This window comes from Klebsiella sp. CN_Kp088, from assembly GCF_040064335.1.
GTDB classification, from domain to species: Bacteria; Pseudomonadota; Gammaproteobacteria; order Enterobacterales; family Enterobacteriaceae; genus Klebsiella; species Klebsiella aerogenes.
In genome coordinates this window covers 130385-153629 of record NZ_JBEAIQ010000016.1, presented here as the reverse complement: position 1 = coordinate 153629, position 23245 = coordinate 130385, and the positions used below count along the sequence as shown (strand labels likewise).

Annotated in this window: 23 protein-coding genes; 12 read left to right on the top strand and 11 right to left on the bottom strand. The window is 55.3% G+C overall.

The window, feature by feature from the left end; genetic code table 11:
- Nucleotides 1-60 precede the first annotated feature (60 nt).
- Nucleotides 61-495, bottom strand: a complete 435-nt coding sequence (locus tag ABLV08_RS07425) for a DoxX family protein (protein ID WP_348855699.1) — start codon at nt 493-495, stop codon at nt 61-63.
- Between the two features lie 152 nt (nt 496-647).
- On the opposite strand from ABLV08_RS07425, the gene poxB reads away from it, so the two are divergent.
- The 4 genes from poxB (at nt 648) to ABLV08_RS07405 (ending at nt 5960) form a co-directional block, all read left to right on the top strand.
- The gene (gene poxB / locus ABLV08_RS07420; protein ID WP_049052138.1) at nt 648-2366 is read left to right on the top strand and encodes a ubiquinone-dependent pyruvate dehydrogenase; all 1719 of its coding nucleotides are present in this window, start codon (nt 648-650) and stop codon (nt 2364-2366) included.
- Nucleotides 2367-2404: 38 nt separating this feature from the next.
- Nucleotides 2405-3406: a low-specificity L-threonine aldolase gene (ltaE, locus tag ABLV08_RS07415; RefSeq protein ID WP_015704864.1), complete on the top strand. Its 1002-nt coding sequence runs from the start codon at nt 2405-2407 to the stop codon at nt 3404-3406.
- A 10-nt stretch (nt 3407-3416) separates the two neighbouring features.
- Nucleotides 3417-4859: a DUF2867 domain-containing protein gene (locus tag ABLV08_RS07410; RefSeq protein ID WP_348855698.1), complete on the top strand. Its 1443-nt coding sequence runs from the start codon at nt 3417-3419 to the stop codon at nt 4857-4859.
- Nucleotides 4860-4946: 87 nt separating this feature from the next.
- Nucleotides 4947-5960 carry an NAD(P)-dependent oxidoreductase gene (locus ABLV08_RS07405; protein WP_015367508.1) on the top strand — a complete coding sequence of 338 codons (1014 nt, stop codon included), beginning with the start codon at nt 4947-4949 and terminating at the stop codon, nt 5958-5960.
- A gap of 45 nt (nt 5961-6005) precedes the next feature.
- Here ABLV08_RS07405 and ABLV08_RS07400 read toward each other — a convergent pair whose 3' ends face one another.
- Nucleotides 6006-6848, bottom strand: a complete 843-nt coding sequence (locus ABLV08_RS07400; protein ID WP_348855697.1) for an N-acetylmuramoyl-L-alanine amidase — start codon at nt 6846-6848, stop codon at nt 6006-6008.
- A complete protein-coding gene (locus ABLV08_RS07395) occupies nt 6836-7975 on the bottom strand; it encodes a GGDEF domain-containing protein (RefSeq protein ID WP_126028467.1) in 1140 nt (379 codons plus the stop codon). Before ABLV08_RS07395 ends, ABLV08_RS07400 begins: the two co-directional genes overlap by 13 nt.
- A 365-nt stretch (nt 7976-8340) precedes the next feature.
- On the opposite strand from ABLV08_RS07395, the gene yahO reads away from it, so the two are divergent.
- The 8 genes from yahO to artJ all read left to right on the top strand — a co-directional run bounded on the left by yahO (nt 8341) and on the right by artJ (nt 14772).
- Entirely contained in the window at nt 8341-8613 is a 273-nt protein-coding gene (gene yahO, locus ABLV08_RS07390; RefSeq protein ID WP_020079275.1) for a DUF1471 family periplasmic protein YahO, read from the top strand.
- A gap of 301 nt (nt 8614-8914) precedes the next feature.
- Nucleotides 8915-10102: an outer membrane protein transport protein gene (locus ABLV08_RS07385; protein ID WP_348855696.1), complete on the top strand. Its 1188-nt coding sequence runs from the start codon at nt 8915-8917 to the stop codon at nt 10100-10102.
- Nucleotides 10103-10248: 146 nt separating this feature from the next.
- On the top strand, nt 10249-10764 hold the full coding sequence (locus ABLV08_RS07380) for a lipoprotein (protein ID WP_015704860.1): 516 nt from the start codon (nt 10249-10251) through the stop codon (nt 10762-10764).
- A gap of 226 nt (nt 10765-10990) precedes the next feature.
- On the top strand, nt 10991-11719 hold the full coding sequence (gene artP, locus ABLV08_RS07375) for an arginine ABC transporter ATP-binding protein ArtP (protein WP_015367515.1): 729 nt from the start codon (nt 10991-10993) through the stop codon (nt 11717-11719).
- Nucleotides 11720-11738: 19 nt separating this feature from the next.
- Entirely contained in the window at nt 11739-12470 is a 732-nt protein-coding gene (gene artI, locus ABLV08_RS07370; protein WP_348855695.1) for an arginine ABC transporter substrate-binding protein ArtI, read from the top strand.
- Nucleotides 12471-12476: 6 nt separating this feature from the next.
- On the top strand, nt 12477-13193 hold the full coding sequence (artQ, locus tag ABLV08_RS07365) for an arginine ABC transporter permease ArtQ (RefSeq protein ID WP_015367517.1): 717 nt from the start codon (nt 12477-12479) through the stop codon (nt 13191-13193).
- Complete coding sequence (artM, locus tag ABLV08_RS07360) at nt 13193-13861, top strand: arginine ABC transporter permease ArtM (RefSeq protein WP_015704859.1); 669 nt, start codon at nt 13193-13195, stop codon at nt 13859-13861. Before artQ ends, artM begins: the two co-directional genes overlap by 1 nt.
- A gap of 179 nt (nt 13862-14040) precedes the next feature.
- Complete coding sequence (gene artJ, locus ABLV08_RS07355; protein WP_015367519.1) at nt 14041-14772, top strand: arginine ABC transporter substrate-binding protein ArtJ; 732 nt, start codon at nt 14041-14043, stop codon at nt 14770-14772.
- 62 nt (nt 14773-14834) lie between these two features.
- Here artJ and ABLV08_RS07350 read toward each other — a convergent pair whose 3' ends face one another.
- The 8 genes from ABLV08_RS07350 to potF all read right to left on the bottom strand — a co-directional run bounded on the left by ABLV08_RS07350 (nt 14835) and on the right by potF (nt 23114).
- Nucleotides 14835-16307 (bottom strand): sensor histidine kinase, encoded by a 1473-nt coding sequence (locus tag ABLV08_RS07350; RefSeq protein ID WP_338319237.1) that lies wholly within the window; start codon nt 16305-16307, stop codon nt 14835-14837.
- Complete coding sequence (locus ABLV08_RS07345; RefSeq protein ID WP_015704857.1) at nt 16304-17020, bottom strand: response regulator transcription factor; 717 nt, start codon at nt 17018-17020, stop codon at nt 16304-16306. Before ABLV08_RS07345 ends, ABLV08_RS07350 begins: the two co-directional genes overlap by 4 nt.
- A gap of 77 nt (nt 17021-17097) precedes the next feature.
- Nucleotides 17098-18225 (bottom strand): 23S rRNA (uracil(747)-C(5))-methyltransferase RlmC, encoded by a 1128-nt coding sequence (gene rlmC / locus ABLV08_RS07340; protein WP_015704856.1) that lies wholly within the window; start codon nt 18223-18225, stop codon nt 17098-17100.
- A gap of 42 nt (nt 18226-18267) precedes the next feature.
- Nucleotides 18268-18756, bottom strand: coding sequence for a YbjO family protein (locus ABLV08_RS07335; protein ID WP_015704855.1), 489 nt, complete (start codon nt 18754-18756; stop codon nt 18268-18270).
- Nucleotides 18757-18938: 182 nt separating this feature from the next.
- Nucleotides 18939-19784 carry a putrescine ABC transporter permease PotI gene (gene potI / locus ABLV08_RS07330; RefSeq protein WP_015367524.1) on the bottom strand — a complete coding sequence of 282 codons (846 nt, stop codon included), beginning with the start codon at nt 19782-19784 and terminating at the stop codon, nt 18939-18941.
- Nucleotides 19781-20734: a putrescine ABC transporter permease PotH gene (gene potH, locus ABLV08_RS07325; protein ID WP_045386674.1), complete on the bottom strand. Its 954-nt coding sequence runs from the start codon at nt 20732-20734 to the stop codon at nt 19781-19783. The genes potI and potH overlap by 4 nt, the downstream gene beginning before the upstream one ends.
- Before the next feature lie 10 nt (nt 20735-20744).
- On the bottom strand, nt 20745-21878 hold the full coding sequence (gene potG / locus ABLV08_RS07320; RefSeq protein ID WP_015367526.1) for a putrescine ABC transporter ATP-binding subunit PotG: 1134 nt from the start codon (nt 21876-21878) through the stop codon (nt 20745-20747).
- A gap of 123 nt (nt 21879-22001) precedes the next feature.
- Nucleotides 22002-23114, bottom strand: coding sequence for a spermidine/putrescine ABC transporter substrate-binding protein PotF (potF, locus tag ABLV08_RS07315; RefSeq protein WP_015367527.1), 1113 nt, complete (start codon nt 23112-23114; stop codon nt 22002-22004).
- Nucleotides 23115-23245: the final 131 nt, after the last annotated feature.

The following is a 23245-nucleotide window of genomic DNA, read 5'->3' as shown; positions in this document are numbered from 1 at the left end:
AAAGGCAGGCCGCACGGACCGTAGGCCGGATAAGGCATTAATGCCTTATCCGGCACTTTTTTACCGCCAGGCCGACTGACCGGCCAACGAATAACGCCCAGCCCCTAATAGCGCAATCGCCAGTGCGCCGATAAAGAAATAGACCAGGCTTTCAATCGCCCATGCGCCGACCGCATCCAGCGCGAACGTTTTACCTGTCCCAACCATCAGCCAGGCCACCGCCATGGTAAATGCCAGCACCAGCGCCGCCGGGCGCGTCAAGACGCCAAGAATAAGTAAACAAGGCGCGACGACTTCCCCCACCAGCACGCCGTAGGCAATGAACCCCGGTAGCCCTTTCGCGACCTGCATCCCGCTAATGCCATCCACGCCGTCGATGAGCTTATGCAGACCGTGAAACAACATTAAGCCGCCAACGGCAAGTCGTAACAAGAGTTTACCGGCATCTTCATGCGACAGCGTTTTATTTACTACGTTTAACAATCCCTTAACCATTTGATGTGCTTCCTGTTTTACACCCTGTGTGATCCCAGAGTATGCACAATATTCCACCAACAAAACCAGTGAAAAATAAGGGGCAATTGGCAACGTAACCTGTAGTTTCATCTAAGCTTGATAGCGTTATCACAAAAAGGAGATGGAAAACCATGAAACAGACCGTAGCGTCATATATTGCCAAAACGCTTGAACAGGCCGGCGTGAAACGTATTTGGGGAGTGACCGGGGATTCCCTCAACGGCTTGAGCGACAGTTTAAACCGCATGGGGACCATCGAATGGATGCCGACCCGCCATGAAGAGGTTGCCGCCTTTGCCGCCGGTGCCGAAGCCCAACTCACCGGCGAGCTGGCGGTGTGCGCCGGTTCCTGCGGACCGGGCAACCTTCATCTGATTAACGGTTTGTTTGATTGCCATCGTAACCACGTACCGGTGCTGGCTATCGCCGCCCATATTCCGTCGAGCGAAATCGGCAGCGGTTATTTCCAGGAAACGCATCCGCAGGAGCTGTTCCGCGAATGTAGCCACTACTGCGAGCTGGTCTCCACACCGGAGCAAATTCCGCAAGTTCTGGCTATCGCCATGCGTAAGGCGGTGATTAACCGCGGCGTGTCTGTGGTGGTCCTGCCCGGCGACGTGGCGCTGAAACCGGCCCCGGAAAGCGCCAGCAGCCACTGGTATCACGCTCCGCAGCCCACGGTCACTCCGGCGGATGAAGAGCTGCACAAGCTGGCGCAACTGATCCGCTACTCGAGTAATATTGCCCTGATGTGCGGCAGCGGCTGCGCCGGCGCGCACCAGGAGCTGGTGGAGTTTGCGGCAAAAATTAAGGCCCCTGTCGTCCATGCCCTGCGCGGGAAAGAGCACGTCGAATACGACAATCCTTACGATGTTGGCATGACCGGGCTTATCGGCTTCTCTTCCGGTTTCCATACCATGATGAACGCCGACACGCTGATCCTGCTCGGCACCCAGTTCCCTTATCGCGCGTTCTACCCTACCGACGCCAAAATTATTCAGATCGACATCAACTCCGGTAGCATCGGCGCGCATAGTAAGGTCGACATGGCGCTGGTGGGCGATATCAAATCGACACTGAAAGCCCTGCTGCCGCTGCTGGAAGAGAAAACCGATCGTCGCTTCCTCGATAAAGCGCTGGAGGATTATCGCGAAGCGCGTAAAGGGCTTGACGATCTCGCCAAACCCAGCGAAAAAGCGCTCCATCCCCAGTATCTGGCGCAGCAGATTAGCCGCTTTGCCGACGACGACGCGATCTTTACCTGCGACGTCGGTACCCCCACCGTCTGGGCGGCGCGCTATCTGCAGATGAACGGCAAGCGCCGCCTGTTGGGTTCGTTTAACCACGGCTCGATGGCCAACGCCATGCCGCAGGCTATTGGCGCCAAAGCGACCGCGCCGAATCGCCAGGTCATCGCCATGTGCGGCGATGGCGGTTTCAGCATGCTGATGGGGGATTTTTTATCGCTGGCACAGATGAAGCTGCCGGTGAAAATCGTTATTTTTAATAACAGCATTCTCGGCTTTGTAGCGATGGAGATGAAAGCCGGCGGCTATCTGACCGACGGTACCGAGCTGCACGACACTAATTTCGCCCGCATTGCCGAAGCCTGCGGGATCAAAGGGATACGCGTCGAGAAAGCCTCTGAGGTTGATGAGGCGCTGCAGACCGCCTTTAGCACCGACGGTCCGGTATTAGTCGATGTGGTGGTAGCGAAGGAAGAGCTGGCGATCCCGCCGCAAATTAAGCTGGAGCAGGCCAAAGGATTTAGCTTGTATATGCTGCGGGCGATTATCAGCGGACGCGGCGATGAAGTGATCGAACTGGCGAAAACCAACTGGCTCAGGTAAAACAATGCTATCACCCTGAATCAGAACAAGGATATGCCGTGATAGATCTTCGCAGTGATACCGTAACTCGCCCCGGGCGCGCCATGATGGAGGCCATGATGGCCGCCCCGGTCGGGGACGATGTGTATGGCGACGACCCGACCGTCAATGAACTCCAGCGCTATGCCGCTGAGCTTGCAGGCAAAGAGGCGGCGCTGTTTCTGCCTACCGGCACCCAGGCCAACCTCGTTGGCCTGCTTAGCCACTGCCAGCGCGGCGAAGAGTACATCGTCGGCCAGGGCGCGCATAACTATCTGTATGAAGCCGGCGGCGCAGCGGTGTTGGGCAGTATTCAGCCGCAGCCGATCGATGCCGCGGCGGACGGTTCGCTGCCGCTGGATAAAGTCGCGGCCAAAATTAAGCCCGACGATATCCATTTCGCCCCCACCCGCCTGTTAAGCCTGGAGAATACGCACAACGGTAAGGTGTTGCCGCGCGGCTATCTGCAAGAGGCCTGGACGTTCACCCGCCAGCGCAATCTGGCGCTACATGTCGATGGCGCGCGTATCTTCAACGCCGTTGTAGCGTACGGCTGCGAGCTGCGCGATATCGCGCAGTACTGTGATTCGTTCACCATTTGCCTGTCAAAAGGGCTCGGTACGCCGGTCGGTTCTCTGCTGCTGGGTAGCGAAGCGTACATCCGCCGCGCCATTCGCTGGCGTAAAATGGTCGGCGGCGGGATGCGTCAGGCAGGCATTCTGGCCGCTGCCGGTCTGTACGCGCTGCAGAATAACGTAGCCCGTCTGCAGGAGGATCACGACAACGCCGCGTGGATGGCGGAACAGCTACGCGCCGTCGGCGCTGATGTGATGCGTCACGATACCAACATGCTGTTCGTACGCGTCGGCGAGGAGCAGGCTCGGGCGCTCGGCGAATTCATGCAGGCTCGCGGCGTGTTGATCAACGCCTCGCCAGTCGTGCGTCTGGTCATGCATCTCGATGTTAATCGCCAGCAGTTGACGGAAGTGGTCGGTCACTGGCAAGCCTTTTTACAACGCTAAGGAGTCAGGCGTGTCGCAATCTATTCTGGTGCTTGGCGCCAGCGGCTATATTGGCCAGCATCTGGTGCGCGAATTAAGCGCACGAGGTTATCCGGTGTTGGCCGCGGCACGCCATATCGACAGGCTGCAGAAGCTCGATCTTCCCGGCGTCACCTGCCACGCTATCGACCTCAATCAGCCGCAGGATCTCCAGGCACTGCTTCGCGGGGTCGATACCCTTTACTATCTGGTGCATGGCATGGGCGAAGGCGGCGATTTCATCGCCCATGAACGTCGGGTCGCCATTAACGTGCGCGATGCCTTGCGTCAGACGCCGGTGCGCCAGGTGATATTTCTCAGCTCGCTGCAGGCTCCGGCGCAGGAGCAGTCCGACCATCTGCGCGCCCGCCAGGTGACGGCCGATGTCCTACGCGAGTCAGGGATCCCCGTTACCGAGTTACGGGCCGGTATCATCGTCGGCGCCGGATCCGCCGCTTTTGAAGTGATGCGCGACATGGTTTACAACCTGCCGGTGCTGACGCCGCCGCGCTGGGTACGCTCACGCACAACCCCCATCGCGCTGGAAAATCTGCTCTACTATCTGGTGGAGTTACTTAACCATCCGGCTCGCGAGCACCGCGTCTTCGAGGCCGCCGGCCCGGATATTCTCAGCTATCAGCAGCAGTTCACCCATTTTATGGCGGTCAGCGGCAAGCATCGCCTGTTGATCCCTATCCCCTTTCCGACCCGCTGGATTTCGGTGTGGTTCCTGAACGTTATCACCTCGGTGCCCCCCACCATCGCTAAAGCGCTGATTCAGGGTCTCAAGCACGATCTGATCGCCGACGATCGTTCGCTTCGCGCGCTGATCCCGCAAACCTTGATTCCCTTCGATCAGGCGGTGCGTCGTACTTTGAAAGAAGAAGAACAGCTGGTGAACTCCAGCGATTGGGGCTACGACGCTCAGGCTTTCGCCCGCTGGCGGCCGGAGTATGGCTACTACCCAAAGCAGGCTGGCTGCACCGTTAGCACCCAGGCAAGCCGTAAGGCGCTATGGCGAGTGGTGAACCAAATCGGCGGTAAAGAGGGTTATTTCTTCGGCAACATTCTGTGGAAAATCCGCGGCGCCATGGATCTGCTGGTCGGCCATCGTTTAGCAAAAGGGCGGCCGCAGCATGATTATCTGCAAACTGGCGATACTGTCGACAGTTGGAAAGTGATTATTGTGGAAGAAGAACAACAGCTAACCCTATTGTTTGGCATGAAAGCCCCCGGTCTTGGTCGTTTAAGCTTTACCATTAGCGATAAAGGCGACCATCGTGAACTGGACGTTCGCGCCTGGTGGCATCCGCACGGCATGCCCGGCCTGTTCTACTGGCTACTGATGATCCCGGCGCATCTGTTTATTTTTCGCGGCATGGCGCGACGCATCGCCCGCCAGGCCGAGCAAATCACAGGCAAAAACGAAGATTAAGCGTTATTCTTTCATGATTCTCATTGCATACTCGGGAGAATCACGGAAAAATGCGCACGAAATTCTTTTCTGGGACAGTAGATTGATATGAAGGTACTGGTTACCGGTGCGACCAGCGGATTAGGCCGTAATGCGGTGGAATATCTGCGCAACAAGGGCATCAGCGTGCGAGCGACCGGGCGCAACGAAGCAATGGGTAAGCTTCTGAGCAAAATGGGCGCGGAGTTTATTCCTGCCGATCTCACCGAACTGGTCTCTTCGCAGGCTAAAGTGATGCTCGCCGGTATTGATACGCTATGGCACTGTTCCAGCTTTACCTCGCCGTGGGGTACCCAGCAAGCCTTCGATTTAGCTAACGTTCGCGCAACGCGCCGCCTTGGCGAATGGTCCGTTGCCTGGGGCGTACGCAATTTCGTCCATATTTCATCGCCTTCGCTCTATTTCGATTATCACCACCATCGCGATATTCAGGAAGATTTCCGCCCACACCGCTTCGCCAATGAATTCGCCCGCAGCAAGGCGGCCAGCGAAGAGGTTATCAACCTGCTGGCGCAGGCGAACCCGCATACCCGCTTTACGATTTTGCGCCCGCAAAGCCTGTTTGGGCCGCATGATAAGGTCTTTATTCCGCGAATGGTGCAGATGATGCGCCACTACGGCAGCGTGCTCTTGCCGCGCGGCGGTAACGCGCTAGTGGACATGACTTACTACGAAAACGCGGTGCATGCGATGTGGTTGGCCAGTCAGCCGCAGTGCGACCACTTACCTTCCGCGCGGGCGTGGAATATCAGCAACGGCGAGCCGCGGACGCTGCGCAGTATCGTGCAGAAGCTCATCGACGAGCTGGGCATCAAGTGCCGAATCCGCTCGGTGCCCTATCCGATGTTGGATATTATTGCCCGCAGCATGGAGCATTTCGGCAATAAATCGGCAAAAGAACCGGCTTTCACCCATTATGGCGTTTCGAAGCTCAATTTCGACTTTACCCTCGATATCAGCCGCGCTCAGCAGGAACTTGGCTATCAGCCGATCGTTACCCTCGATGAAGGGGTTACCCGCACCGCCGCGTGGTTAAAAGACCACGGTAAACTACACGATTAAAACCGACGCTTACGGCAGCAAGTCACCCGGTTTGCTGCCAAATACTCATCCTTGTCCATATTTTTCCAGCAACGCCTCGGCGATCGCCTGCGTTTGCGCATCGGCCACGCCGTCCCAGCGTGCCGGCCTGAAGTGCATCTGGAAGGCCATAATCACCCGTTTTTGCTGCGTCGGGGTCATCTCCGGGGTGACCTGATAGCCGTAGCGCGACAGCAGGTCTAACAATTCTCCGCTATCAACCGGCTGCCAGCCTGGACGCCCTTGCAAATAAAAGGTGACGCGTGAATCATCAGGCCAGGCGCCAATTCCCTGCTGCGCCAGCGCCCGCCACGGGAACAGCGGGCCAGGGTCGTCCTTGCGCTGCGGCGCGATATCGGCATGAGCCACGACGTTTTGCGGCTGAATGTGATAGCGGGCGATGATATCTTTCGCCAGCGGGATAAGCGCGTCAATTTGCGCCGGATTAAATGGGGTAAAACTTTTTATATCGCCGTTTTTTTGCCAGCCGCGATTTTCCAGCTCAATACCGATAGAGGTATCGTTGATACGCGTGCTGCCGCGCCAGAAGCTGATACCGGCGTGCCAGGCTAAATCTTCCTCCGGCACCAATTGCCAGATACGCGGTTTACCGTGGTGCTGAGGCGGCTGCTCGGGAATTAAATAGTGCGAACTAACCTCTTTATCGGTCAGGGTCGCCAGCGAGACATCAAAGTTATCGGCGGTATAGTGAATGACCAGGACTTTAATACGCGGATAGGAGGCCTGCGCCGGATGACGGGTATCCAACTGATAACCCTGTTTGTCGACAATACCCTGCTCCTGCACACAGCCTGTCAGCAGCAAAGCGGCAAGCGCAAGCTGGATAATGCGCTTTGCTAATAAGACCATCGATTACGTCCTTCTTGCTTGGCTTTATACAGCGCAGCATCCGCCTGCGCGATTAACTCTGACGCCGGGACGCGCCCGTCCGAGGCGACAATACCCATACTGACCGTCACTAGCGGCCCGGCATCGGATTTGGCATGCGGCAGCGCCGCTTCGCGAATCTTCTGTTGGATCCGCTGCGCCACCGCCGTGGCGCTATCTAATGATTGCAGCGGCAGGACAATCACAAACTCCTCGCCGCCATAGCGCGCCACCATATCCTCCTGCGCGCGTACCGACATTTTCAGCACGGAGGCGATGCAGGAGAGGCAGTAATCTCCCGCCTGGTGACCGTAGTGATCGTTATAACGTTTAAAAAAGTCGACATCGAGGATGATCAGCGCCAGCGGCTCTTTACGTTCCCAGGCTTGCGCTAAAAAATTGTCCAGCGCCCGGCGGTTGGCGGTCGCCGTCAAGGCATCCTGATTAGCCATGTTTTCCAGCCGGTTAATCAACTGTATATTCTCCTGATGGGTGTTCCAGGCCTCGTCATACCAGCGCTGCAGTATCTGACGACCGTACACCATAATGGCGGTACATATTCCCCAAAGGATCAGAAAACGTAAATCGACGCCATGATGTATTTGCACGCCAGCGAGTAATGAAGTACCCCATAAAGGAATAAGGTAAGCCACAAGGCCCACCGGGAAATAATAGAGCGCGGCAAGACCGGTGGTCATTAAAATAACCAGCAGCGGCCACGCGAACGGCAGCGACCAGAAAATGATGAAGCAGTAACTACTCACCGACCAGCATAAACTGAGGATCAACAAGATTGCGGAGATCACTTTTGTGGCATAAATACCGCTTAATATCCGCCCGGAGATAACCATCATGCAAAGCGCCAGCGAGAAAACGATAATGGCCCCAAGCGCCATCTCCAGATAAGGAATAATATCATGGTGAGTCAAGCTCTGATGATCAAACTCGGTAAACAGAACGTTGCGGAAGATGACCATCAAGGCAAAGGCGATATTGACGAACGCTAACCACGGCATGCTGCGCGACAGCGCGTGTTTTTGCACATTTTCGCGATTGGCCCACAGCATTGCTCGATCCTGGCGCGGATCCAGCCGTTGTTCGGTCGGCATAGCTACTCCTTTTTTAGCGACTGGACAAGCAGTTGAGCTGCCCGCTGTGTCTTTCTCTTTATGATAAACCATCAACCCCGGAATGTCTGTTGCTGGCCGCTTCAGCCTCTCGCCGCTTAACGTCATTTTCAGCTAACGTCAGATGAAAATGGTCTTAGACTCAGACAAAGTCTATTACGCAAAAAAAAGCAAGCGTTATCAATGAGAACCCTGTCATCTTTTCTTTAAAAAATCGTTAATTTTAGGTCATAAAAATGCAGCATTTCGCTTGAAAAAAAGACGGGCTTGATTCAATCTGATGGCGCTCATTGGTTAGTTAAAACAAGAGCATGATGATAGCAAGATAAACAATGGAGATTAATAATATGAAATATGCAGCTTTAGTGGCAGGTGCAGCATTGTTTTTAACCGCGAACGCGTTTTCTGCAGAAATTCTGAGCAAAGAAGATTTCGCTAAGGTAGAGGGTCAATACCAAAAAATTGGCACCATCTCCTCTACCGGACAAACTGCGCCAAGCGATGCGCGCGAAGAACTGATCAAAAAAGCCGATGAAAAAGGCGCTGACGTTGTGGTGCTCTCTTCCGGTAACACCGATAAGAAACTGCACGTATCCGCGAATATCTATAAGAAGAAATAATTAGTCATTGCCGATATAGAAACATTATCATCGCATGGTGATAATGTTTCTGACTTATTACTCTGCGAACGTTTATTTTTATACTCTTTTCCCATTTACCCCTCGTTAATAGTCATATCAAATATGCGCCATCATCAGGATGGTAATTCGCATAGCGTTTAAAAATAGCTAAACCACTCCGTTATCGGACTCGCAATATATCCCCTGGACTATCAGTAAAAATTTGACGCTAAAAAAGATATGTCCTCTATACTTTTGGGCATAAGAACATGCTCGCGTCTTAAATTACCGCAGGTGGCAAATGAAAAAAATCGCATTCCTTATTTCTGGGTTGCTCTGCTCAGGCTTCACCCATGCCAGCGCACTCTATTTTTATGAAATCGGCACCGAAGACGTCGGCCTGGCAGGCGCAGGTCAGGCCGCCCGCGCGCAGGACGCCTCCACCATCGTCACCAACCCAGCCGGCATGACCCGGCTTCCTGACCATATGTTTACCGGCGGCGCGCAGGTCATGGGCGGCGATATCCCGTATCAGATGAATAACGAACACGGCGGTAAGAGCCCTGGTAACGTGATGAATCTGTTTCCTAACGCCAGCGGCTTTTACGCACAGAAAATTAACGATGATTTATATGCCGGGATTGGCTTGTACGGCAACTACGGTTTAGGCATCGATTTTGGCAACTGGGCCGGCGATCGTCTTATCAAGAAAAGCACCATGGTGGCGATGACGCTGAGCCCGTCGCTGGCGTGGAAACTTAACGATCGTCTCTCTGTCGGCGCATCCGCTAACCTGAACTATGGTTATTTATCGCTGACGCGTAACGTCGACGGTAATGACGAGAAAGATAAAGACCATGACTGGGCGATGAGCTACCGTCTGGGTCTGCTGATGCAGTTAACCGACCAGACCCGCGCCGGCATTACCTGGAACAGTAAAACGGATTATGACTTTAACGTTAAAGGCAAAGCGCGTTTCCCCAATTTACCGAACGTTTCGTATGATTTGCCTATCTCCGCCCAGGTCCGCGCGCCGCAGCAGATCATGCTCAGCATGGTCCACGATATTAATAAACAGTGGTCGGTGATGGGCGATCTCGGCTGGCAGGACTGGAGCCAGTTCGGCAGCCCGCAAATCACCGTTGCCGGTCACGAAAGTAGTAAAAATAACCGCCTGAAAGACTCCTGGCATACCGCCGTCGGCGTGCAGTACCGGCCGACCGAGCAGTGGCGTTTGAACGCCGGCGTCGGTTTCGACAGTACGGTCTATGATTCGCAAAGCGACACCGCGCTCTCGCTGCCAACCGGCGATGAGTGGCGCTTCGCCACCGGCGCGCAATACCAGATAACCCCCGCCAGCAATATCGGCGTCGCGGTCTCTTATCTGCACATGCAATCTTCCCACGTAAAATCACCGGAAATCGTCTCCGGCAGCTACGATCACCCTTACCTGTGGTTCGCCAGTGTCAACTATAGTTATCAATTCTGATACGCCGGCTGCCCGCGCAAGAGGCGCGGACAGCCGATGGTCGTTGTCACATCAAGGTCTTAGCTCTTTGCGTCAAGTACAATTGTCGCGCTTACGCTATGCTTTAGCAGAATCTAACAACGTAGTGAGTTCATAAGGAAATCATCATGCGCTACAACATTCTTGCACTTGTTTTGCCTTGCGCACTGGCGCTGAGCGCCTGTACCACCGTGACCCCGGCTTATAAAGACAACGGCACCCGCAGCGGTTCCTGCATCGAGGGCGGCCCGGACGAGGTAGCGCAGCAGTTCTATGATTATCAAATCCAGCATCGTAATAACGATCTCACCGCGCTGCGCCCGTATCTGAGCGACGATTTGGCTAAACTGCTGAACGACGCTCGTCAGGACCCATCGCGTAACGGGCTACTGCAATCAAATCCATTCTCCAGCAGTTCCACCCCGGCGGATAGCGCCGACGTCGCCAGCGCCTCAACCATCCCGAACCGCGATGCGCGCAATATTCCGCTGCGCGTTGAATTAAAACAGGGAACCCAGAGCTGGAAAGATGAAGTGCTGATGATTCAGGAAGGCCAGTGCTGGGCGGTTGACGATGTCCGCTACCTCGGCATAAACAGCCACGCTCCGGCCGGCTCGCTGCGTCAGAGTCTTGAGAAACGCTAATTTCGGCGTTAAAGCCACCTCGCTGAAACGATAACCCCGGTAAAATGTCGGTATTCCGTGTGGTAATGCCGACATTTGTTCCCCCCTACCACACGAACCCATATTTTGTGCTAACTTTAGTGATAAATGTGGTTTACATTTAACTTTTAACGCATAAATATTGCATAACTATTCTGTCAAAGGTACTATTTGCGGCCTCAATAGCTATTTGTATCAGACTGCCCAGATGAGTATTAAACTAAACGGCATTAATTGCTTCTACGGCGCGCACCAGGCGCTGTTCGACATCACGCTGGATTGCCCGCAGGGGGAAACGCTGGTGCTCCTCGGCCCAAGCGGCGCCGGTAAAAGCTCGCTGCTTCGCGTACTCAACCTGCTGGAGATGCCGCGTTCCGGTACCTTAAACATCGCCGGTAATCAATTCGACTTCACCAAAGCGCCGTCTGACAAAGCTATTCGCGAGCTGCGCCAGAATGTCGGGATGGTCTTCCAGCAGTACAACCTGTGGCCACACCTGACCGTGGTGCAAAACCTGATCGAAGCCCCGTGCCGCGTGCTGGGCTTAACCAAAGATCAGGCGCTGGCGCGCGCCGAAAAACTACTTGAGCGTTTACGCCTTAAACCTTACAGCGACCGCTATCCGCTGCATCTGTCAGGCGGTCAACAGCAGCGCGTAGCGATTGCCCGCGCGCTGATGATGGAGCCACAGGTGCTGCTGTTTGATGAACCCACCGCCGCGTTGGATCCGGAAATCACCGCCCAGATCGTCAGCATCATTCGCGAACTGGCGGAAACCGGAATCACTCAGGTTATCGTTACCCACGAAGTGGAAGTGGCGCGTAAAACCGCCAGCCGCGTGGTGTATATGGAAAACGGGCATATCGTTGAGCAAGGGGATGCTAACTGCTTCGCGCATCCGCAAACCGACGCCTTTAAAAACTATCTTTCACATTGATGTTTTCGGGGAAATAACGATGAAAAAAGTACTGATTGCCGCTCTGCTCGCGGGCATGAGCCTTTCCGCTACCGCAGCCCAGACTATCCGTTTCGCCACCGAGGCCTCCTACCCTCCGTTTGAGCTGGTAGACGCCAACAACAAAATCGTCGGCTTTGACGTCGATCTGGCTAACGCGCTGTGTAAAGAGATGGACGCGACCTGCACCTTTACTAACCAGGCTTTCGATAGCCTGATCCCAGGGCTGAAATTCCGCCGCTTCGACGCCGTCATGGCCGGTATGGATATCACCCCTGAGCGTGAAAAACAGGTGCTGTTCAGCACCCCGTATTATGAAAACTCGGCGCTGTTTGTCGGCCAGCAGGGTAAGTTCACCGGCATTGACCAACTGAAAGGCAAAAAAGTTGGCGTGCAGAACGGTACTACTCACCAGAAATTCATCACTGATAAGCATCCGGAAATCACCACCGTTCCTTATGACAGCTACCAGAATGCCAAACTGGATCTGCAAAACGGCCGCATTGACGGCGTCTTCGGTGACACGGCGGTAGTGACCGAATGGCTGAAGAGCAATCCGAAGCTGGCCCCGGTGGGTGATAAAGTGACGGATAAAGACTACTTCGGTACCGGCCTCGGCATTGCGGTTCGTCAGGGCAATACCGAGCTGCAGCAGAAATTTAACGCTGCGCTGGAAAAAGTGAAGAAAGATGGGACGTACCAGACCATCTATAGCAAATGGTTCCAGAAGTAACGCTGAATGAACGAATTTTTTCCATTAGCAAGCGCCGCCGGGATGACCGTCGGCCTTGCCGTTTGCGCGCTGGTCATTGGCCTGGTGCTGGCGATGCTTTTCGCCGTGCTGGAGTCGGTGAAATGGCGCCCTGTGGCATGGCTGGCGACCGGCATCGTGACGATTTTACGCGGCCTACCGGAAATCCTGGTGGTGCTGTTTATCTACTTTGGTTCCTCACAGCTGCTGCTGACGCTGTCTGACGGTTTTACTCTTAATCTTGGGTTTGTGCAGATTCCGGTACAGATGCAAATTGAGAATTTCGACGTCAGCCCGTTCCTCTGCGGCGCCATTGCGCTTTCCCTGCTGTATGCCGCCTATGCCTCGCAGACCCTGCGCGGCGCCTTGAAAGCGGTGCCGCAGGGGCAGTGGGAGTCCGGCCAAGCGCTTGGTTTGTCGAAGGCGGCGATATTCTTCCGCCTGGTGATGCCGCAGATGTGGCGCCATGCCCTGCCGGGCCTGGGCAACCAGTGGCTGGTGCTGCTGAAAGATACCGCGCTGGTCAGCCTTATCAGCGTCAACGATCTGATGCTGCAAACCAAAAGTATTGCTACCCGTACTCAGGAGCCGTTTAACTGGTACATCATTGCGGCAGCTATTTATCTCGTCATCACCCTGTTGAGTCAATACATTCTCAAACGTATTGATCAGCGTGCGACGCGCTTCGAACGGAGACCAGGTTGATGCTCGATTACTTACCCGAACTGCTGAAAGGGCTGCATACCAGCCTGACGCTGACGGCGGCATCGATCGTCGTGGCGCTGATCCTGGCGCTGATCTTTACCATTGTGCTGACGTTAAAAACGCCGGTGGTGGTGTGGATCGTCCGCGGCTATATCACCCTGTTTACCGGGACACCGCTGCTGGTGCAGATCTTCCTGATCTACTATGGACCAGGACAGTTCCCGTCATTACAGAATTACCCGGTGCTGTGGCATCTGATCTCTGAGCCCTGGCTGTGCGCGCTGATCGCTTTGTCGTTAAACAGCGCGGCTTATACCACCCAGCTGTTCTATGGCGCCATCCGCGCCATTCCGGACGGCCAGTGGCAGTCCTGCAGCGCGCTGGGGATGAGCAAGAAGGATACGCTGGCGATTCTGCTACCGTATGCTTTTAAACGCGCCCTCTCCTCGTACTCTAACGAAGTGGTGTTGGTCTTTAAAAGCACCTCGCTGGCTTACACCATCACGCTGATGGAAGTGATGGGTCATGGCCAGCTGCTATACGGGCGCACCTATGACGTGATGGTCTTCGGCGCAGCCGGTATCATTTATCTGGTGGTGAACGGCCTGCTGACGCTGCTGATGCGTCTGGTGGAAAGAAAAGCGCTGGCCTTCGAGCGCCGTAACTAACATCACGAAATGCATAAACAGTAATATATGAAACGGGTAAGTGCTAATGCTTACCCGTTTTTTTTATAACCAATAAAATAAACATACAACTTTATTGCATATAAATTCATTTAGTGGCATTGTGAACTTCAGCCGTAAACCGGCACAACATCATAAGATTGACCGACGGGAGTCCCACTATGAAAAAGTTAGTTCTGGCCGCACTGCTTAGCTCTTTCGCCTTTGGCGCCGCTGCCGCGGAAAAAATCAGCTTTGGCGTTTCCGCGACCTATCCGCCATTTGAATCCATGGATGCGAATAACCAGATTGTCGGTTTCGATCTCGATCTGGCCAAAGCGCTGTGTAAGCAAATGCAGGCTGACTGTACTTTTACCAACCACGCTTTCGACAGCCTGATCCCGGCGTTAAAATTTAAAAAGTATGATGCGGTGATCTCCGGTATGGACATCACGCCTGAGCGTAGTAAACAGGTCGCGTTTACCGACCCGTACTACGCCAACTCGGCGCTGGTGATCGCCAAAAAAGACGCGTACCACTCTTTTGATGACCTGAAAGGTAAGCGTATCGGCATGGAAAACGGCACCACGCACCAGAAATACCTGCAGGATAAGCACCCGGAAGTCAAAACCGTCGCTTACGATAGCTACCAGAATGCCATTATCGACCTGAAAAACGGCCGTATCGACGGCGTCTTCGGCGATACCGCGGTGGTCAACGAATGGCTGAAGACCAACCCGCAGTTAGGCGCGGCGACGCCGAAAGTGACCGATCCGCAGTATTTCGGTACCGGCCTCGGCATTGCGGTGCGCCCGGATAATAAAGCGCTGCTGGAAAAACTGAACGCAGCGCTGAAAGCGATTAAAGCTGACGGAACCTACCAGAAAATTAGCAACCAGTGGTTCCCGGAGTAAGATCTACGCTTCCCGGCTTACGGTGCAACCGTCTGAGCCGGGCCTATCGGCAGCGCTCTCCCTCACAGCGGCAGGGTAAACTGGAAACAGGCCCCTGCCGGTACTTCCAGCAGGCGAATTTCCCCCCCGTGCAGTTGCAGCATCCGGCGAACAATCATCAACCCCAGCCCGCCCCGTGAGGCGCTCTGCTGCCCTGGTTCCAGTACCGATGGCCGCTCAAACAGATTGGCCCGTAACTCACCGGCGACGCCCGGGCCGCTATCGGCCACCTCGACCACCACCTGCGCCCCCTGCGGGCGCGAGGAGAGACGAATTTCGCCCCCGTGCGGAGTATGGCGAATGGCGTTATCCAGCAGATTGGTTAATACCCGCTCCATCATCGAAAGGTCTGCCTCAACCAAAGGCAAGCCTGACGCCAATTCCAGGCGCAGACGGATTTCGCGGGTGGCAATCGCCAGATCGAATTTTTGCGCCACGTCCTGAATCAGCTCGGCAAGGATAAACTTTTCCGGCTGCGGCTTAATACCGCCATGTTCAAGGCGTGCCAGCTCAAATAGCTGCTGCGACAGATGACGAACTTTATTTCCCTGGCGTAGCGCGATATTCAGATACTGCTTACGCTCCTGCGCCGTCAGGCGATCATCCTTTAGCGATAACGTCTCCAGATATCCCAGCAGCGAAGTGAGCGGCGTGCGCAGGTCATGCGAAATATTGGCAATAAATTCCCGGCGCTGACGATCGCTATCAGCCAGCCGATCCCATTGCCCGGCGATCTGCTGCGCCAGTTCGATAAAGCGGTTATGCAGCAGCGCCACTTCATTTCCGGGATGCGGGTCCGGCGCCTGCGCCGCCAGCGCTTTGATTGCTCGAATGCTGTCGCTGTCTCCGGCTGCCACCTGCGCCGTCAGCTGGCGTACCGGGCGTGTTACCCAATACCACGCCAGGCCGCCGGCCAACAGGCCAAACAGCGCCACCAGCAGCAGGGTCCATAGCAGCAGGCTCCACAGCGTCTTCTGCCAGGCGTTTTGTGCCAGTTCATTAAAAGTTTCGCCCTGCAGGATAATGTAGAGATAGCCGCGTAGCTGGCCGTCAAGGCGCAGCGGCGCGGCGCTAAACACTTTTTGCTGGTCCATGCTGCGCGGATCGTCACCATAAATTGGCCACGCGCCGCCGGAGAGAAACGCCTGCACCGGCGCCATGGCAATGCGCTGGCGTTTAATGTGCCCCGGCGGCGCGGCATCCGCCAGCAGCTCGCCATCCGGCGAAACGAGGTACAGCTCGACGCTTGGGTTAAACACCATCAGACGGTCGAATAGTGGTTTCAACGCCGCGCGATCGACCTCGCCGCGCGCGTTGAGCAGCGGCTCGCGGGCGGCGATCTGCTGCGCCAGACCGGCTGAAAGCCGTTGCACCATGACGTTACCATACTGCGCGCTGCTATAGAGCTGGAGTAGACAAACGGACAGCGCACACAGCAGCAGCAAGGCGATAAACACCAACGATAACCGCTGGCTGAGGCTGAGTCGGCGGATCATGACTGCGCCCCGGCGCTATAGGGCGCAAATTTATACCCCTTCCCCCAGACGGTAAGAATAATGTCCGGCTCTGCCGGGTCGCGCTCTATTTTCGTACGCAGACGATTAATATGCGTGTTGACCGTATGTTCGTAGCCTTCATGCTGATAGCCCCAGACGCTATCCAGCAGCGCCAGACGCGAAAAAACTTCACCGGGATGGCGGGCAAAGTAATAGAGCAGATCGAATTCGCGCGGCGTGAGGTCTACCAGTTCACCGCGCAGCCTGACCTCCCGGGACAGCGGGTCGATATTCAGGCCGTGGCAGGCGATACGTCCGGCATCCATCAAGAGATTTTGTCCCATCGCTTCCTGACGGCGGAAAACCGCCTTCACCCGGGCAATCAGCTCCAGCAGAGAAAAAGGTTTCGCCAGATAATCATCGGCCCCCATTTCCAGCCCCTGCACGCGCTGGGTTTCGCTCGAACGGGCGCTAATAATAATCACCGGTAGATAGCGCGTTTGCTGACGGATGCGACGGCAAATCTCCAGCCCGTCGACGTTGGGCAACATCAGGTCAAGAATCACCGCATCCCAGACGCCGTTATCCAGCTGGCGCAGCGCCTGCGCGCCGTCCGCCTCGTGCACGATTTGGTACCCTTCATCCTGCAGATTCAGGCGCAACAAAGCCGCAATATCATCATCATCTTCCACCAGCAGGATTTTTTTACTCATCAGATTCGCTCCACGAATTTCACGCTCGTTTCATAAAGCTTACCCGATTTCAGCCGCTTAAAGAGTTCACATTTTGTTTAAACTTCACGAACCAGCAGCGTCAGCACTTCATAATGCGCGGTATGTGGAAACATATCGAACAACTGCACTCGCTCAAGGCGATAGCCCTGCAGACGATCAATATCTGCGGCCATCGTCCGGGCGTTACAGCTCGAATAAATGATATACGGCGGCGCCATGCGGCTTAGATAATCGCACAGTTCGGCGCCGATGCCGCGCCGCGGCGGGTTGACCAGCACAAGCTGTGGAATATCGTCTTCATGCGTCGCGAATTGCGTGGAATCCAGCGCCTGAAAATGAAGATTGGTTAATCCCAATTGGGCCGCGGATTGCTTCGCGCAGGCGATGGCTTCCGGGGCGATTTCGATACCGGTAAGGCGCATCTGCGGGGTTGCGCAGTGCAGGCCGAAACCGCCGACGCCGCAAAACAGATCCCACATGTGGTTGACCGGCAGCGCGCGTACCCAGTCGCGGGCGGTAGCATAGAGCTGGCTCGCCACCGTCGGGTTGGTCTGGAAAAAGCTTTGCGGGCGGATCCACAGCGGTACGCCGTTAAAGTTCTCCGCCAGCGCCTGTTGATCGCTGAGGAAAATCTCCTGCTCCCCTTCCATGATAGCCATATGCACGGGCTGAATATTGGCGGTAATCACCTTAAGCTGCGGCAACTGCTGCTGTAACCACGGCAGCGCGGCGCGCAACTGTTCAAGCTTTGCCGCAGAGCGCAGAACGAAACGCAACATCATGCCGCCGTGCTGGCTTTCTGTCAGCAGCAAATACTTCAGTTCGCCGCGCTTGCGGGCAACGTTATAGGGGGTGAGTCCGGCGCGGGCGATAAACGGCTTCAGCGCGGCGAAAACCGGTTCAAAACTCGGCGGATAAAGCGGACAATCGGTGAGATCTTCCGGCGTGCCATCACGATGCAGCATGCCTAGCAGCGGGCGCTCTACGCTACCGCTTACGACCATTTTCGCTTTGTTGCGAAACGCCGTCTCCGGACCTGAAACCGGAGCAAGCCATGTCGCCGCTGGATGACCCGCCAGCAGTTCGCGCAGGTTAGCCATTTTATCGGCGAGCTGTTGCGTCAATGGCAATTCCAGCCACTGACAAGAACGGCAGCGGCCCGCGTCGTAAAGTGCGCAATGCATAAGAAGACCTTCAAGAAAACCGGGGCGGGGATTGTATCACCGTTATTGCAAGCGGAAAAACCGTCGGCACGACGCAGGGATAAACAATAGCGCCAGCACCAGCAGATCCGGCAGCTTCTGCAGAAACAGCGCATGGAGAATTTCCCGCTTTGACTCCCCGGCCACGCTGAACAGTTCTGGATAGCCGTAGCCAATCGAGGCCGCCCACAGATAAGAGATGACGATAATTTGCGTCAACAGGTAGAGCCAGCGCGCCCAGTTGCGGCCTTTCACCAGCGAAAAGGCGCACCAGATCTCGATAAACACCAGCGCCAGGCTCGCCAGAAACACCAGCGTCAGGGCCCAGGTTTGCACGCTACGATGGACAAAATCGGCAATCCCCTGCACGCCAAGCTGATTGAGGATCATTAACAGGTCAAGACCGCGAATTAAGATAATAGCAAATGCCGCCACCTGTACCAGCGCAGGGACGTTAAGACGAGCATGAGACGATCGAGTTTTTGTAAACAATCCCAACGTAAAGTCATCCATGAAAACGGCGCCACGAGTGCGGCGCCAATGTTAACTCTATTGCAGAGATTATACCCTAAATAATTCGAGTTGCAGGAAGGCGGCAAGTGAGTGAATCCCCAGGAGCTTACTCTAGTAAGTGACTGGGGTGAACAAACGCGGCCAACGCACATGCAGCTTGAAGTATGACGGGTATAGGGGGTTCAGCCCCTTCTTGCACGCTGGATATCACGCACTCGCTGCTTTTCTGCGCGAGCCATTAAATACCAGGCGATAAAACCGACAATTCCCACCACACCGAGGATTAAGGTCGCCAGGGCGTTAATTTCCGGGTTAACGCCCATCCGCACGCTGGAGAAGACCAGCATCGGCAGCGTCGTCGCCCCCGGCCCGGAGACGAAGCTGGCAATCACCAGGTCATCAAGAGACAAGGTAAACGCCAGCAGCCAGCCGGAAATGACCGCGGGCATAATCATCGGCAAGGTTATCACGAAAAACACCTTCAGCGGCGCGGCGCCAAGATCCATCGCCGCCTCTTCGATTGACCTGTCCAGCTCGCGCAGACGTGAAGAGATCACCACCGCCACGTAGGCAGTACAGAAGGTGACATGCGCCAGCCATATCGTCAACATGCCACGATCCGATGGCCAGCCGATGGAATGCCCCAGCGCGACGAACAGCAGCAGCAGCGACAGCCCGGTAATCACATCGGGCATCACCAGCGGCGCGGTGATCATAAAAGCAAAACCGTTGGAACCGCGAAAACGGCCAAAACGCACCAGCACCACCGCGGCAATTGTACCGAGGATCGCCGCCGCCGTCGCCGCGCAGGCGGCAATGGTCAGGCTTAACCCCACCGCGCTCATCATCGCGTCATCATGAAACAGCTCGCTATACCAGCGCGTCGACCACCCCGCCCATACCGTCACCAGCTTCGAACTGTTAAATGAATAGATAACCAGCATCAGCATCGGCGCATACAGGAAGGTAAAACCGAGCACGAGGATCAGAATCCGCCATGGCGAACGTACTACCGGTAAGTCATTCATCCATGATCTCCCATCTGTTTTTGCTGATGCTTGTGGAACCACATGATCGGCACGATCAGCAACAGCAACATCACAATCGCCACCGCCGATGCTACCGGCCAGTCGCGGTTATTAAAGAACTCCTGCCACAGCACGCGGCCAATCATAATGCTGTCGGGGCCGCCGAGCAGTTCCGGGATGACGAACTCGCCCACCGCCGGAATAAACACCAGCATCGAGCCGGCGATAATGCCGCCTTTCGTTAACGGAACAATCACCTGGAAGAAGGTCTTTAACGGCCTGGCGCCGAGATCCAGCGACGCTTCCACCAGCGAATAGTCGATACGCGTCAGCGCGGTATAAATCGGCAGCACCATGAACGGCAGGTAGGCGTAAACGATACCGATGTACACCGCCAGATTGGTATGCAAAATCTCCAGCGGTTGATCGATAACTCCGAGCCACAACAGGAAGTTATTGAGCACCCCGTTGCTTTTCAGCAGCCCCATCCATGCGTAAACGCGAATGAGGAACGAAGTCCACGAAGGTAATATCACCAACAGCAGCAGTATATTGCGCGTCGACGGCTTGCTATGCGCCACCGCCCACGCCAGCGGATAGCCCAATAGTAGACAGCAAAAGGTGGAAATTGCCGCCACCTGCAACGACTGCAGATAAGCCTCAAAGTACAGCGGATCGTCGGTCAGTTGCAGGAAATTGCCGAGGTTGAGCGTCAACGTCAGTTGACCGTCGGCCCACGACAGTAACTCGGTATAGGGCGGGATCGCCCGCGCCATTTCGGCCAGACTGATTTTAAAAACGATCAGGAATGGCAGTAAAAACAGCAGGATTAACCACAGATACGGCAGCGCAATCACCAGCTTACGCCCGTGAGCCATCTGCTGGCGCGCCAGCCACAGGGCAAAACCGCCGGTTTTTTTGCCGCCGGCTAGAGGTTCTAATGTGCTCATCGCCCTCTCCTTACACCGTCAGAACAACGCAGCTATCGGCATCCCAGCACAAGCGAACTTCATCACCCCAGGTCGGCATGCCTTTGCGATGGCGATGTTCGTTTTGCAGCTGGGCGCTGATCATCTGCCCGCTTTTCAGACGGACATGATAGATAGACAGATCGCCGAGATAAGCGATATGGATAACCTCGCCTACCGCAAAGTTAAAGCCGTCTGCCGGTGGTTCGTCGCAGAGCATGATTTTCTCCGGACGCAGCGCCACCCAGACCGGCACGTTATCCACCACCGAGGCATCCGGATCGACTTTCAGCGGATGCACCAGCCCCGGCGCATTCAGTACCAGACCATCTTCCAGCCGCTCTTTGACCAGCCCTTCGAAGACGTTTACCGAGCCGATAAACTCGGCGCTATAGCGGGTCGTCGGATGTTCATAGATCTCCTCCGGCTCGCCGATCTGCACGAACTTACCGCGGTTCATGATGGCGATACGGCCCGCCATGGTCATCGCCTCTTCCTGGTCATGGGTGACCATCACGCAGGTGACGCCGACGCGCTCAAGAATATCCACTACCTCAAGCTGCATCCGGTCGCGCAGTTTTTTATCCAATGCGCCCATCGGTTCATCAAGCAGCAGTAATTTCGGCCGCTTCGCCAGGCTTCGCGCCAGCGCCACGCGCTGACGTTGGCCGCCGGAAAGCTGGTGCGGCTTGCGTTTGGCGAACTCCTGCATATGCACCAACGCCAGCATCTCCTGGACGCGGGCGTTAATCTCCGCCTTTGGCAGCTTGTCCTGCTTAAGACCAAAGGCGATATTTTGCTCCACCGTCATGTGGGGAAATAGCGCGTAAGACTGGAACATCATATTGATCGGCCGCTGATACGGCGGCACGCGCGCCAGGTCGACGCCATCCAGCACAATCTGCCCGGCGGTGGGCAACTCAAAACCTGCCAGCATACGTAGCAGCGTCGATTTCCCGCAGCCGGACGCGCCCAGTAAGGCAAAGATTTCGCCTTTATAAATAGTGAGGTTGACATCATCGACGGCGTGTTGCCCATCGAAGGATTTGGTTAAATTACGGATTTCCAGCAGCGGGGTCAGCGCTTTGGGGGCTTTCGCCTGTGGGCGGGGCATTGCGTCATTCACTCGGGTGCTCTCCGGCAAATACAATCACCGTATGGCCCGGTTGCCATACATTCTTCAGTTCTATGTCCGCCAGCGAACAGCAGGTCAGACCTTTACAGGCCCGGCGTACCGGGCCTGACGGCGTTATTTTCCGCTTTTCACTTTGGTCCACGCGCGGGTGCGCACGCGGTCAATCTTCGGATCCTGCACCTTGAGGGTGAACAGCTTGGCGAAGACATCCTCTGGCGGGTAAATCGCCGGATTGTTGCGGATGTCGGCGCTGACCAGCGGCGTCGCCTCTTTGTTAGCGTTAGCGTAGTAGACGTGATCGCTGATATGCGCAATAACCTCCGGACGCAGCAGATAGTTCAGGAACTGATAGGCTTCGTCTTTATTTTTGGCATCCGCCGGCATGGCGAAGACATCAAAGAAGGCCAGCGCCCCCTCTTTCGGAATAAAGTAGGAGATATTGACGCCATTCTTCGCCTCTTTCGCGCGATTCGCCGCCTGCCAGACATCGCCCGCCCAGCCGATAGCGACGCAAATATCACCGTTTGCCAGGTCATTGATATATTGCGAAGAGTGGAAGTAACGGATATTGGGCCGCAGCTTCAGCAGCAGATCGGTTGCCGGTCCGGTGTAATCATCGGCTTTGGTGCTGTTTGGATCTTTGCCGAGATAGTTCAGCACCGTCGAGAAAATCTCTTCGGGGGCATCAAGGAAGGAGACGCCGCAGCTTTTCAGCTTCTCAAGGTTTTCCGGCTTAAGCACCAGATCCCAGCTGTTCAACGGTACGTCTTTACCCAGCGCCGCTTTCACTTTATCGACGTTATAGCCGATGCCGGTGGTCGCCCACATGTATGGCATCGCATATTTATTATCGGGATCGTGACGCGCCACCAGTTGTAAAACTTTCGGGTCGAGGTTTTTCCAGTTCGGCAGTTTGCTTTTATCCAGCGGTTGGAATACCCCGGCCGCCAGCTGGCGTTCAAGGAAGCTTGCCGACGGCACCACCAGATCGAACCCGGTGCTGCCGGCCATTAATTTACCTTCCAGCACCTCGTTGGAATCAAATACGTCATACACCACTTTAATACCGGTCTCTTTTTCAAAATTGGCAACCGTGTCCGGCGCAATATAATCAGACCAGTTATAAACGTGCAGCGTTTTTTGTTCCGCTGCGAGCGAGCCGGCAGAAACGGCCATCAGCGCACCCGTAATCACACCTGTTAACCATTTTTTACCCAAGGCGGTCATATCTCTGTTTCCTTCTCAAGGCCCGTTAATTCACGGACGCAATAGACGAACCTGAACGCATGCAAGAATCATGCATATTTTTCATTGCCTGAGATAAGGAGAGGAAACCTCTCCCTGATTGGCTGCCCGCA